Below are 12,171 nucleotides of genomic sequence, written 5' to 3' on the forward strand. Positions count from 1 at the left end.
CAAAGAAGTTAGGTGGGGGATCAACTGCCCGTTAAAGCCCGATTGGTTCAACTAATAATCAGTGGGAGATGAACAAAACCCCCACTGATTAAAGTTTCACTTTATCATTTTACTTTATAATATAAATTTACAAATTGCCCAAAACGTTTCGTATCCGTTAAAGTTAAATTAATTTCTGGATTCTTTTCTTTAAATAATGGGACACCTGAGCCTAATATGTGAGGGGTAATCGTGACAACATATTCATCAATTAGATTATTCTTAAAGAATTCTCTCAGTAGACTCCCTCCACCGACCATCCATATTTTAGATCCTTCTTGCGATTTTAACCTTTTTGTAAACTCCACTACATCTTCATTTACAAATTCCACGTTTCCGTCTGAACCTTTTTCTGAACGAGAAAAAACATAACATGCTTTATCTAAGTACGGGAATGTTTCCGTATGCTCTACTACATAATCGTACGTTCTCTTTCCCATTATTATTGTATCAATCGTTTCGTACATTTCTGTATAACCGTTATCTCCCTCTCCTTCTGTTTCCATTAACCACTCTAAATCATCATCTTCTTTCGCAATATATCCATCCAAACTAGCTGCAATAAATAAAACTATTTCACGTGACATATCTTTTCCTCCTTGCATCTCATCTTGATAACATATGATGTAAACAATATACTAACAATAAAACATGACAATTTATGTCACGTTAAAAAGAAAAGGTGATACATTTGTCAAAAGCTAAACGCTTATTAGATATTCTTATATTTGCTTCTGCGAAAAAAACATTTACAGCTCAAGAAATAGCTGATGAATTTAATATTTCCGTTCGTACGGTTCATAGATACATTTTAGATTTAAGTGATATGGGATTACCCATTTATGCTGAACAAGGTCGTAATGGAGGATATAAAGTATTAACAACTAGGGTCATTCCACCTATCTTATTTACGGAAGAAGAAGCGGTCTCCATCTTTTTTGCCTTTCAATCTTTAAGCTACTACAGAGACTTGCCTTTTAATACAGAAATCAATTCTGTCACTCATAAACTATATAGCTCTCTACAACATGAGGCGAAAGTGAAAGTTGATAAAATACGTTCTTATATCGCCTTTTGGAATCCGAAGAGAACAATTGAGACCCCACTTTTAAACGAAGTGTTAACAGCGGCTATTGAAAATAAAAATTTACACTTTCAATACGAATCTAAATCGGGGATAAAAACAAAACATGTTCATCCTATCGGTGTATATGCTCATGACGGGCTATGGTACTTACCGTCCTATGACTATGGCAGGAAAAAAGTATTACTGTATCGCATCGATCGTATTCTTTCCATATTATCAACGGAAGAAAATGAGGATACATTCATGAATTTAGAAGAGTGGTTTGCATCTAACTCTAACGTAGTACACATCCCTACTCAGTTACATGTTTTACTGACAACAGAAGGCGTACGCCAATGTAAAAGCGTCCCTTATCTTGAGGAATTCGTTATAATAAACGAGGATGGGACAGGATATATAAATTCAACAATTGATAAAGGAGAAATCAATTTTATTACCCCTTTATTTTATAGACTCGGAAAAGATGCAAAAGTTTTAGAACCGACAGAATTGATAGATGGTTTACGTATACATGCGAAAGAAATTTTACATATGTATGAAGACGAAAAAAGCTGCTAGATGTAAGCAGCTTTTTCGTCGATTTGTTTCTATTATTTTGATTGTTGACGAATATCGAACCACCAACGATTTTTCTCATTCATATTCTCATTGCCACTAAACCCACTGTAACGGAAAGCATCAAGGAAGATTGAATCTAGCTTATCCTCATCTACCAAATAACCTAAGTTAACCTTCACCGTTTGTCCTGGTCGGATACTGCCAATATTGTAAAAGCTTTTTCCATCTCCGTGAGGCTCTAAATAATCAACTTCGCCTGTCATAATATTTTTTTCTGCAATTCCATCTCTTTCAGCGTAATTCCATACATTCCCCTTACTTTTAAGCACTTGTATGGATGGATGCATATAGATTTCTTCTGTCGCCAGTTTACCTATATTTTTCACTGTTGTTGTCAGGTAGACAAATTTAGGATGAATTAATTTTGATTCTACTAATTGATCAATTGAATCTTTACCATTTCCAACTTTATATTCATCTCGTCTATATGGTATCAATTGTCCAGCTTGATCCAAAGCTTGATTCTCCCTTAGTATTCCTAAGCCAAGTTCATTAAAGTTTTCTTGTTTAAAATCTTTGATTGAATCAAAAACTTCAACCTTTTCTATCACATATTCAATTTTGCTGTTATCCATGATAATCGTTACTGGAACCTTTTGTCCTATATGAAATAGTCGTTTACTATCTTTTTTCAAAGGAATCACCTTAGTTTTTTTAGGCTTACTTTCTTCGCTAAAATACTTTTTATCATAATCTGTTATATGTGATGCCTTTTCTTTTGACGTAGGCTCAAGTGAAATGTTCCCTAACACATCCACCATTTGTTCTTCATTTATATCGTTTCCAATATAACTTTGTAGCATGATCCCTTCTTCCTCAAAGAATAGAAAAACTACCCTGTCCATCATTAAATCTTTTTTACCAGTTTCTCTATGGACAATTACTGCCTTCTTACCATTTATCTCTTTTTCTTCATAACTTTTCGAGTACAGAGTTGGAAAATCTGAATTCCCCCCTACTCTCCAAAGAACGAATGAAAAGCCTCCATTTGCATAGTTATCTTTAAATGAATATTTCATAGCAGTGTCATCAATTGCTTCCATATTTTCTGGCAATTTACCAACCTTCAACTTATACCACTGATCACTCTTTTTCGAATCCTTATTTGTTAAGGAAACATTTACTTCATAATTTTGTTTTTGAACAATCATATTATAGACTTTTACTGCACCAAAAACGGTTGTCGGCATACCAATCAATAAGCAGGCAGCAGCGATTAACATACGATGTCTTTTACTCTTTTTCTGTGGTCGCTCGCCCTTCAGCTTCATTTCCTCCATAAACAGTTTCTTTTTGCGCGTATATGTATGTGAAAATTCATGTTGTTCTTCGGATTTATCAAAATCATCTAAAGCAATTTTTTCAGCAAGTTCATATATTTCTTTGGAGTTCTTTGAATTCGTCATGTTGTATACCTCCTATCATATTTTGGACTCGTTTTCGAGCGCGTTCAAACTGCTTGCGGACATTAGCCTCCGTTATCCCCATGACACTTGAAATTTCTTGATACGTTAAGTTATAGAAGACTTTATACTTAAACACCTGTCTATTAGACTCATTTAACTCTTTTAACAATGCATCAATTTGAACCTCGGACATTACACGTTTTTCCCACTCTTCAATATTTTCATCTACTGCTTCTATTGATTCTCTTTCATATTCTTCTAGAAATGTTTCATGTCGTTTATTTTTTCGATAACTATCAATCGCCTTATTTTTCGCAATCCTCAAAATGTAGCGTTTAAGCTCTTCAGTATTCAAGCTATGGAGCTTTTCCAAGTTCTTATAAAGAGTAATAAACGTCTCTTGAACTGCATCTTCAGCCTGTTGAATATTATTTAAAATAGAATAAGCTACATAATAAATTTTTTGCTCGTACAACTCGTATAGCTCTTCCATCTTTTCATAATCGGTGTTTGTAACTTTCATATAATTCCTCCTCTCACTCTATATAACGAATGAGCACTGTAACTTTGTGACACTGCAAAATCTTTTTATATATAAAATTTAATAATAGAATAAGCAAAAGCCCAATTTCTCTATTGTAACTGAGAAATTGGGCTTTTTAATATTAGAATTTTCCTGACTGTATCTCTAAGAAAAATTCTTTTACACCTTTTCAATATGCAGTATTTGCTCTATCGCTTCTTTTAACAAATTCTTTGTCTCTTCAAAGTTATGATTCTTCTTTTCCTCCGATTGCACCGTATAAAACTCAGCAAACGAACGCTCTTTATATCTTGGTACGACATGCATATGGTAATGTGTTAACTCGTTAAATACTCCACCATTTTGACAAACTGTAATTCCATCTGGTTTATATAATGCCTTAATCGCTTTTGAAATCAGCTTAGAAGCATCCATAATTGATCTTGCTACAACGTCATCTAATTCGTCTACTTCTACAACATGCTGCTTTGGCACAATTAAAGTATGTCCTGGGTAGAAAGGCGCATGATCTAAAAAGCAAGTTACATAATCATCTTCATATACTTTATATATTTTTTCCTCTTCGTTTGCTAATTTACAACCTAAACATTTCATAATACTTCCTCCTCTGTTAAAAACATAAAAACGTGAGAGCTATACTCTCACGCTTTTATGTTTCACTTTATTAGTTCAATTGTTTCCGTAACTTTTATACTATCTTTTACAGATTGAACAATCGTGCAATTTTTCACTGCAAGCTGCAATGCTTTGTCCAACTGCTCTTCTGTAATGTTTTCCGCTTTAATTTTATAGTGCAAATGAACACTTTCAACTGGTTTGGATAAAGCTTCACTTCTACCAATTTCAGTTTCGATCGTAAACGTATCGTATGTAATACGTTTCTTTTCTAAAATTGTTCGAAAGACAATTGCACTACATCCTGCGATAGAAGAAACGAGTAATTGTAACGGTGAATACCCGTTTTCTTTTCCAATCGCTAATTGAGCGTACGATAAATCTGCCTTTATATCATCGTGTTTGATTGTTAGTTTCATTTGTTTTGTCCATCTCCACTTTCATCGGTTTCTGCTGTTTCTTACTCATATAATAATAATAATATATATAGCAGAAAATGATAAATGGAATACCGCAGTATAACGCCATTCTTTGTTCAGGAATAAACGCTAAACTAATAACAACGATGCTATTTGTAATTAAAGCTAAAATTGGAACAATCGGATATAGTGGTGTTCTATACTTTAAGTCCTCTAACTTTCCTCCGCCTTTTATATACTGACTTCTAAAGCGAAGTTGCGATAGAGCAATAATGATCCAACTTGAAACAGCCGATAAACCAGCTATCGATAATAAGTACATGTATACTGTATCTTCTGCAAGGAAACTTGTGAATAGGGATAATCCAGCTACCGCAATCGTTACGACTAGCGCTGTAATTGGAATACCACGTTTATTTACTTTCTTGAAAGAAGTTGGTGCCATTCCTTCATTTGCAAGTGACCATAATATACGTGTCGCTGCATATAATCCAGAGTTCGCTACAGATAATAACGCAGTAATAATAACGAAGTTCATAATATCAGCTGCATATGGAATACCGATTTTATCAAATACAACTACGAATGGACTTTCAATTACGCCTGCTTCTTTCCAAGAAATTAATCCTACTAAAATTGTCATTGTTAAAATGAAGAATAACATAATACGCCATACTGTATTACGGATCGCACGTGGAATTGTTTTTTCTGGGTTTTCACTTTCTCCCGCTGCAATTCCGATTAACTCTGTTCCTTGGAACGAGAAGTTAACTGTAATCATTGTAAGTAATACGGCAGCTAGTCCATTTGGGAAAAGTCCACCATCGCTTACAAAGTTAGAAAAAAGAGGTGCTGCTTCTTTTCCGTCATATGATATAAATCCTAATAATGCACTACCACCAAGAACAACAAATGCAAGGATTGTAATTACTTTAATACTAGAAAACCAAAATTCTAATTCAGCGTAGCTTTTCGCTGAGATAGCATTTGACGCATATAGAATAACGCCGAATACAAGGCACCATACCCAAACATCAACATTTGGAAACCATCTTTTCATCATTAAACCGATTGACGTTAATTCTAGTCCTACTGTTACTGCCCAGCCAAGCCAGTATAGCCAGCCGATCATAAAGCCCGTTCCTGGTCCAATAAACTTCGTCGCATACTTTTGGAAAGAACCTGAAACTGGCATTGCTACCGTTAACTCTCCAAGACAAAGCATTGTTAAATACATAATAAATCCGCCTACTAAATATGAAAGGATGGCCCCCCCTGGTCCAGCCTGATTAATAGTGTAACCTGAACCTAAGAAAAAACCAGTTCCGATTACACCACCAAGTGCGATCATAAATAAATGTCTACTCTTCATCGTACGATGTAATTTCTCATTCGTTGGTTGCTGCATCTAAATCCTCCCCCTACCATACCCCTATGTCTTGTTAAAATTTTCTGATAATAAAAATATACACGAAAGCGATTACATTTTCTATATAAAATTAAAACTTTTCTGATAAAATAATATAAAAAATCTAATTATTGCAAGATTTAGATTCTATTTAGAGGAAAATAAGGATAAACAAGGGAAAAACTCTTACATATATTGTAAGAGTCAACGAAGTTCTAACCTTCTCGATAAAATTGATAAACTATAATTTACGATAAAATACATACAAGCAACTACTATAAACGTCGGAATCATATAATTTACATTTTGCCCGCTAATAATTTGAGCATTATGAATAAGCTCTGGTAGTGATATAACGACTGCTAGCGCTGTATCTTTCAGCAATGAAATAAACTGACTGACAAGTGGCGGGACCATTCTTCTTAATGCTTGTGGCAAAATAATATGCCACAGCGCTTGAACATACGTTAATCCGGAAGACCTCGCTGCTTCGATTTGCCCTTTTTCGATAGATAATAGACCACTTCGAACAATTTCAGATATCATTGCAGCTTCAAATATTGTTAAAGCAACAATTGTAGCTGTTATAATTTCTAATTTCAAGCCTGCTTCTGGAAGTGCAAAATACGTGAAAAATATAATTAACAGTAGTGGTAAGTTTCGAATCACTTCAACGATAATTCCTAATATTTGTGAGACGACAGGTATTTTCGTGTAGCGCAATATTCCTATTACACTACCGATAATAAAGCTAAGTACAATTGCTACGAGCGCTACCTCTAACGTTATAAGTAATCCTTTTAATAAAAATAGAATATGATCCCCTGTAATTGCTCCCTTAAAATCCATTTACACCGCCTCCTTTGCCAAGCGTTTTTCTAAATAACGCACTAGCATACTGAGCGGAATTGTTAATATTAAATAAAACATCCCGACAAATATATAAACATCAAACGTAACAAACGTCTTCGTTGAAATTAAATCTCCTTGATACATTAAATCAGTACCAGCGATAATTCCGAGTATGGAAGAGTTTTTTACTAAATTGAGAAATTGATTTCCTAGAGGAGGAATTACGATTTTCATCGCTTGAGGTAAGACAACATAATACATCGCCTGTACATACGTTAACCCTGAAGACCTTGCTGCTTCCATCTGACCTTTCGCGACTGATAGAATACCAGCGCGAATGACTTCCGCAATAAAAGCTGCCGTATATACCGTAAGCGTAACTGTTCCTGCTACAAAACCATTTAAAGTAATTCCTATTACAGGTAAAGCGAAATAAAATATAAATGCAATTAATACGAGTGGAATATTTCTTACAAACTCTACAAAAGCTGATCCTACCCAATTTAAAATACGAATCGGTGCAATACGCATTACCGCCAAAATTACTCCTAAAATAAAGCTTCCTATTAATGCAATTACACTAGACATAACTGTATATTTAAACCCTTCTAAATACATATCAATGTTATTCGTTAATATAGAAAAATCAGGCACATATTCTCCCCTCTTTCTTTACAAGAAGAGGATGAGTACTCTCATCCTCTCACTCTTACTATTTATCAAGAAAAATAAAGTTTCACTTTACTTCTCTTGTTTTTGACCGATCCATTTTTCATACAATTTATCGTATTCCCCGCTCGCCTTCATATCTTTTAGTAAATTATTAATCTCTTTCGTTAAATCGTCTGCACCTTTTTGCACTGCAATTCCGTACGGTTCATCTGTGAAAATTTTTCCTACTACTTCATAATTAGCATCTTGTTTTGCCATTCCATAAAGAATCGCATTATCTGTCGTTAACACATCACCTTTACCTGCCTTTAACGCTGTAAATGCCTCACTATAATTTTCAAATTCTAATACAGTCGCTTCTGGTGACTTTTGACGAATGTTATTTGTAGATGTTGATCCTTTTACAGCTAATACTTTAACGCCTTGTTTTATATCATCGACGCTCTTAATATTGCTTCCTTTTTTCACAAGTAACGATTGCCCTGCTTTAAAATATACATCTGAAAAATCAACTTCTTTTTTACGTTCTTCCGTAATTGTCATTGTTGCGATAATTGCATCAATATCACCATTTTTCAGTAGTGGAATACGTGTTTTAGACGTTACTTCTTTTAATTCTAGTTTCTTTTCATCTCCAAGGATTTTTTTCGCAAGCGCCTTTGCGATATCAACATCAAATCCTTCTACCTGCCCTGTTGAAGGATTTTTCAAGCCAAATAAGTTCGTATCATTCTTCACTCCAACTACTAGTTTTCCGCGCTTCTTAATTTGTTCAACAGCCCCGCCTTGCTTCGTATTCGTTTCTTTCGCCTCATCTTTTTTACTTCCGCACCCAGCAACGACAAGTACGAATAAACATGAAAATACGATTAACGTAAACAACTTTTTCATTTTAAGCATGAAATTCCTCCTTTAATGATTTAACACTCTTCTTAAAAATAGACGCGCTCTTTCTTTTTCAGGACTTGCAAAGAATTGCACTGGTGTTGTATCCTCAATGATTTGGCCATCATCCATAAATAAAATTCGATCTGCTACTTCTCTTGCAAATCCCATCTCATGCGTGACGACGACCATCGTCATCCCTTCTTTAGCTAGCGTTTTCATAACATCAAGTACTTCCCCAATCATCTCCGGATCAAGAGCAGACGTAGGCTCATCGAATAGCATAATTTCCGGCTGCATCGCAAGTCCTCTAGCAATTGCTACCCTTTGCTGTTGTCCTCCGGATAATTGATGCGGATATACATTAGCCTTCTCCGGGATTCCTACTTTCTCTAAATAAAACATTGCTGTTTTCTCTGCTTCTTCTTTGGAAACTTTATTTACTTTAATCGGTGCTAGTGTAATATTTTGCAGAACTGTTTTATGTGGATATAAATAAAAATGTTGAAAGACCATCCCAATATTTCGCCGCAATTCATTCATGTCCGTTTTTTTATTGTGTACCTCTGTATTTTGTACAATTAATTCTCCATCTGTAATTGCCTCTAATTGATTTATACATCGAAGCAATGTACTTTTTCCTGATCCTGAAGGCCCGACAACTACTACCACTTCTCCTTTTTTCACTTGCACATTAATATTTTTCAAAACTTGAAAGTTACCATAATATTTATTTACATTACAAAATTCTATCAACATACTCCCCCCTTCCCCTAACAACGCATGTACATTCTTTTTATATTCAAAAATAGTCCCAAAAATAACTTTCAGCTTCAATTTGTCCATAAAAAAAGCAAAGGGTTTCCCCTTTGCTTTTTTCATTTCTATTCTATTAAGATACTTCTTCTTTCTTATCTTTCCCGTATTCATGCTCCCAAAAATCAGCATTTTTAATTCCTAATTCCTGCGGATCAAATACTGGATCTTTCCCTTCTTTTTTCTGCTTTTCATAATCTTTTAATGCGATCAATGCTGGTTTTTGTAGTAGTAAAATCGCGATAATGTTAACCCACGCCATAATCCCTACACCAATGTCACCTAAAGCCCAAGCCGTTGCAGCTGTTTTTACACAACCATAGAATACGACTCCTAAGAATACAAATTTTAGTACGATGGACATCCAAGGACGGTCTTTATCACGATTTAAGTATGCAATATTCGTTTCTGCAATGTAGTAATACGCCATAATTGTTGTAAACGCGAAGAATAGTAAAGAAATTGCAACGAAACCGTTTCCAAATCCAGGGAAAACAGATTCTACTGCTGCCTGTGTATAACCAGGACCCGGCTGCGCACCATTTAATTTATTAACGATAAAGTTTTTTCCGCTTGCATCAAATACGTTATACATGCCTGTAATAATCATCATAAATGCTGTTGCTGAACAAACAAATAATGTATCAATGTAAACGGAAAATGCTTGTACTAACCCTTGTTTAGCTGGATGTGATACTTCAGCAGCTGCCGCCGCATGGGCCCCAGTTCCTTGCCCTGCTTCATTGGAATAAATACCACGTTTTACTCCCCAAGAGATTGCTAAACCAATAATTCCACCAAAAGCTGCTTCTAATGCAAAGGCACTTTTTAAAATTAACATGAAAGCATCTGGTAATTTTTCAATATTCATAGCAACAATCACGCAAGCTACTAAAATATAACCAAGCGCCATAAATGGCACTACAACTTGCGCTACATTAACAATTCGCTTAACTCCACCAAAAATAATAAGCGCTAATGCCGCTACTAATACCGCTCCGGATACAGAAGTATTAATACCGAAAGCTGTTTCCAAACTTACAGCAATACTATTTGCCTGAACACCCGGTAACAGCATCCCCGTTGCAAGAATTGTTGCTGCAACGAATACTAATGCATACCATTTAACCCCTAACCCTTTTTCAATGTAATAAGCTGGACCACCACGGAATTGCCCTTGATGCTTCGTCTTATATATTTGTGCAAGTGTCGATTCTACATAAGCAGAACCTGCTCCTAGAAACGCGACCGCCCACATCCAAAAGACAGCTCCTGGACCACCAAATGCAACAGCCGTTGCAACACCCGCAATATTTCCTGTTCCAACGCGCCCTGATAAAGAAAGTGCTAACGCCTGGAACGAAGAAACACCAGCATCCGATTTTTCTCCTTGAAATGTAAGCTTCACCATTTCTCCTACATGCCTTACTTGTAAAAACCTCGTTCGAATGGAAAAATATAAACCTGCTCCTAAACATAAATAAACAAGTGCTGGACTCCAAACAATATTATTGATCCAACTTACGATAGCTTCCAACATTCCCCCTCCTCTTTTTATAAAGAATATTCAGAATATATATAAAATTATAAGTGTATAGCGAATCTAGGACAATATTATTTTAATAAAGTAAACATATTTTTGTATAAAAAAACAAAGTATATATTTGTTTTATATACTTTGTTTTGAACTAAATGTATTATATATTCACAATTGCTTCTTTTTTGATAATTCTTCCGTATAGCTCTTCCGATAATTTCAAGAAATTATCAGGCATATCTTTCCCTTTAAACTTCTTTTGAAGCGTTCCATATAAACCTATATCACGTAAGCGTAAAAATAGTGGTAACGATTCATACCAACTATCCACCAGCCTGTGCTCATATTCGTATCCTTTTCTTAACACTTGTAACTGTTTACGAGCGAATGTCGTCTTCTCCTCCACTGTCCACGGTGCAAAAAGGACCGAGTAATAAAGAACCATTGCCAAATCATGAATGAAGTAATTATAGGCAGCATCATCAAAATCAAAGATTGTTAGCTCTTTTCCATCATAATGGAAATTACCTGGATGAATATCGCCATGCATAAGACCGAACGTTTCTCTGCCAATTGGAAGAGTCTTTATTTCCTCCATTAATACAGCAGCAATCTCTTTCACTTTCTCATCTTCTAATTCATTAACAATGCTACTCTCGTCCTCTTCCCACGTATCACGGTAATCTGTTTTAGGATAATCCATTGTAAGGCGATGCAGTTGTCCAATCGCTTTTCCCCACGCTTCAAAGTAAGTATTTCCCCAATAAGGCGATTCCTCTCCTTTTACTTGCTCGCCTTTTGCATATGTAAATAAAGACGCGAAAAAGAACGTTCCATCCTCTGCTACAATTTCTTCTACAAGATTCTGAGACGTTGAATAAAGAGGTCCTGCTACCTTTGCCCCATTCTCCGCAACATATCGTAAAAAATCTAGTTCCGCCTCTACCTCTTGTTTAGAGCGATGAGAAGAATGCGTTAAACGTAATACGTAATCTTCATCATTATCACCCTTCGCCTTAAAAATATAATTTTCAAAATCTCCAAGTGGCTTTTCTTCCACTGTTACATGAAATTCTCTTGCCGCTCTTGCTAAAATTTCCTTTGTAAAAACACGTTCTACAGCTATTTCCATATGTATCCCTCCTATATATCTTCTTAATTCGACACAAATGTGAGAAGTACTGCTATGAAATTGAATAGTGCACAAAAGACAATGTAACGTAACTTTCAATCCTCTTTTTTTAAAAATAATTCAAGCATAAATTTCTCACAA

The 12,171-nt window shown here is 35.2% G+C and carries 13 protein-coding genes; 1 reads left to right on the forward strand and 12 read right to left on the reverse strand.

The features are described from left to right. Positions 1-104 precede the first annotated feature (104 nt). On the reverse strand, positions 105-626 hold the full coding sequence (locus tag RT27_RS14345; RefSeq protein ID WP_043936496.1) for a dihydrofolate reductase family protein: 522 nt from the start codon (positions 624-626) through the stop codon (positions 105-107). A 95-nt stretch (positions 627-721) separates the two neighbouring features. Between RT27_RS14345 and RT27_RS14350 the strand changes: the two genes are divergently transcribed. Beyond that, complete coding sequence (locus RT27_RS14350; protein ID WP_242307956.1) at positions 722-1,684, forward strand: YafY family protein; 963 nt, start codon at positions 722-724, stop codon at positions 1,682-1,684. A gap of 32 nt (positions 1,685-1,716) precedes the next feature. Here the strand turns inward: RT27_RS14350 and RT27_RS14355 are convergent, their stop codons facing one another. The 11 genes from RT27_RS14355 to RT27_RS14405 all read right to left on the reverse strand — a co-directional run bounded on the left by RT27_RS14355 (position 1,717) and on the right by RT27_RS14405 (position 12,030). Continuing rightward, positions 1,717-3,150 carry an ECF-type sigma factor negative effector gene (locus tag RT27_RS14355; RefSeq protein WP_043936498.1) on the reverse strand — a complete coding sequence of 478 codons (1,434 nt, stop codon included), beginning with the start codon at positions 3,148-3,150 and terminating at the stop codon, positions 1,717-1,719. Next, entirely contained in the window at positions 3,116-3,673 is a 558-nt protein-coding gene (locus RT27_RS14360) for an RNA polymerase sigma factor (protein ID WP_043936499.1), read from the reverse strand. Before RT27_RS14360 ends, RT27_RS14355 begins: the two co-directional genes overlap by 35 nt. 180 nt (positions 3,674-3,853) lie before the next feature. Continuing rightward, the gene (locus tag RT27_RS14365; protein WP_043936500.1) at positions 3,854-4,288 is read right to left on the reverse strand and encodes an HIT family protein; all 435 of its coding nucleotides are present in this window, start codon (positions 4,286-4,288) and stop codon (positions 3,854-3,856) included. Positions 4,289-4,350: 62 nt separating this feature from the next. Next, the gene (locus tag RT27_RS14370) at positions 4,351-4,728 is read right to left on the reverse strand and encodes an OsmC family protein (RefSeq protein ID WP_000778853.1); all 378 of its coding nucleotides are present in this window, start codon (positions 4,726-4,728) and stop codon (positions 4,351-4,353) included. Further along, entirely contained in the window at positions 4,703-6,136 is a 1,434-nt protein-coding gene (locus RT27_RS14375) for an amino acid permease (RefSeq protein WP_017762786.1), read from the reverse strand. The genes RT27_RS14370 and RT27_RS14375 overlap by 26 nt, the downstream gene beginning before the upstream one ends. Positions 6,137-6,340: 204 nt before the next feature. Continuing rightward, positions 6,341-6,985 (reverse strand): amino acid ABC transporter permease, encoded by a 645-nt coding sequence (locus RT27_RS14380; protein ID WP_000345978.1) that lies wholly within the window; start codon positions 6,983-6,985, stop codon positions 6,341-6,343. Further along, on the reverse strand, positions 6,986-7,642 hold the full coding sequence (locus RT27_RS14385; protein ID WP_001112682.1) for an amino acid ABC transporter permease: 657 nt from the start codon (positions 7,640-7,642) through the stop codon (positions 6,986-6,988). A gap of 87 nt (positions 7,643-7,729) precedes the next feature. Further along, a complete protein-coding gene (gene glnH / locus RT27_RS14390) occupies positions 7,730-8,560 on the reverse strand; it encodes a glutamine ABC transporter substrate-binding protein GlnH (RefSeq protein ID WP_043936501.1) in 831 nt (276 codons plus the stop codon). Between the two features lie 12 nt (positions 8,561-8,572). After that, the gene (locus tag RT27_RS14395) at positions 8,573-9,493 is read right to left on the reverse strand and encodes an amino acid ABC transporter ATP-binding protein (protein WP_043936502.1); all 921 of its coding nucleotides are present in this window, start codon (positions 9,491-9,493) and stop codon (positions 8,573-8,575) included. Beyond that, complete coding sequence (locus RT27_RS14400) at positions 9,438-10,898, reverse strand: alanine/glycine:cation symporter family protein (protein ID WP_000387486.1); 1,461 nt, start codon at positions 10,896-10,898, stop codon at positions 9,438-9,440. The genes RT27_RS14395 and RT27_RS14400 overlap by 56 nt, the downstream gene beginning before the upstream one ends. Before the next feature lie 160 nt (positions 10,899-11,058). Beyond that, a complete protein-coding gene (locus tag RT27_RS14405; protein WP_043936503.1) occupies positions 11,059-12,030 on the reverse strand; it encodes a phosphotransferase in 972 nt (323 codons plus the stop codon). Positions 12,031-12,171: the final 141 nt, after the last annotated feature.

Origin of the sequence: Bacillus sp. L_1B0_5 (assembly GCF_000836715.1) — a bacterium.
In the GTDB taxonomy this organism is placed as follows: Bacteria; Bacillota; Bacilli; order Bacillales; family Bacillaceae_G; genus Bacillus_A; species Bacillus_A thuringiensis_S.

Excerpts from the sequence above, each read along its gene's own strand:
- RT27_RS14375 (WP_017762786.1), bottom strand. The coding sequence starts at position 6,136 with ATGCAGCAACCAACGAATGAGAAATTACATCGTACGATGAAGAGTAGA.
- RT27_RS14355 (WP_043936498.1), bottom strand. The coding sequence starts at position 3,150 with ATGACGAATTCAAAGAACTCCAAAGAAATATATGAACTTGCTGAAAAA.
- glnH (WP_043936501.1), bottom strand. The coding sequence starts at position 8,560 with ATGCTTAAAATGAAAAAGTTGTTTACGTTAATCGTATTTTCATGTTTA.
- RT27_RS14345 (WP_043936496.1), bottom strand. The coding sequence starts at position 626 with ATGTCACGTGAAATAGTTTTATTTATTGCAGCTAGTTTGGATGGATAT.
- RT27_RS14370 (WP_000778853.1), bottom strand. The coding sequence starts at position 4,728 with ATGAAACTAACAATCAAACACGATGATATAAAGGCAGATTTATCGTAC.
- RT27_RS14380 (WP_000345978.1), bottom strand. The coding sequence starts at position 6,985 with ATGGATTTTAAGGGAGCAATTACAGGGGATCATATTCTATTTTTATTA.
- RT27_RS14360 (WP_043936499.1), bottom strand. The coding sequence starts at position 3,673 with ATGAAAGTTACAAACACCGATTATGAAAAGATGGAAGAGCTATACGAG.
- RT27_RS14365 (WP_043936500.1), bottom strand. The coding sequence starts at position 4,288 with ATGAAATGTTTAGGTTGTAAATTAGCAAACGAAGAGGAAAAAATATAT.
- RT27_RS14395 (WP_043936502.1), bottom strand. The coding sequence starts at position 9,493 with ATGCTGATTTTTGGGAGCATGAATACGGGAAAGATAAGAAAGAAGAAG.
- RT27_RS14405 (WP_043936503.1), bottom strand. The coding sequence starts at position 12,030 with ATGGAAATAGCTGTAGAACGTGTTTTTACAAAGGAAATTTTAGCAAGA.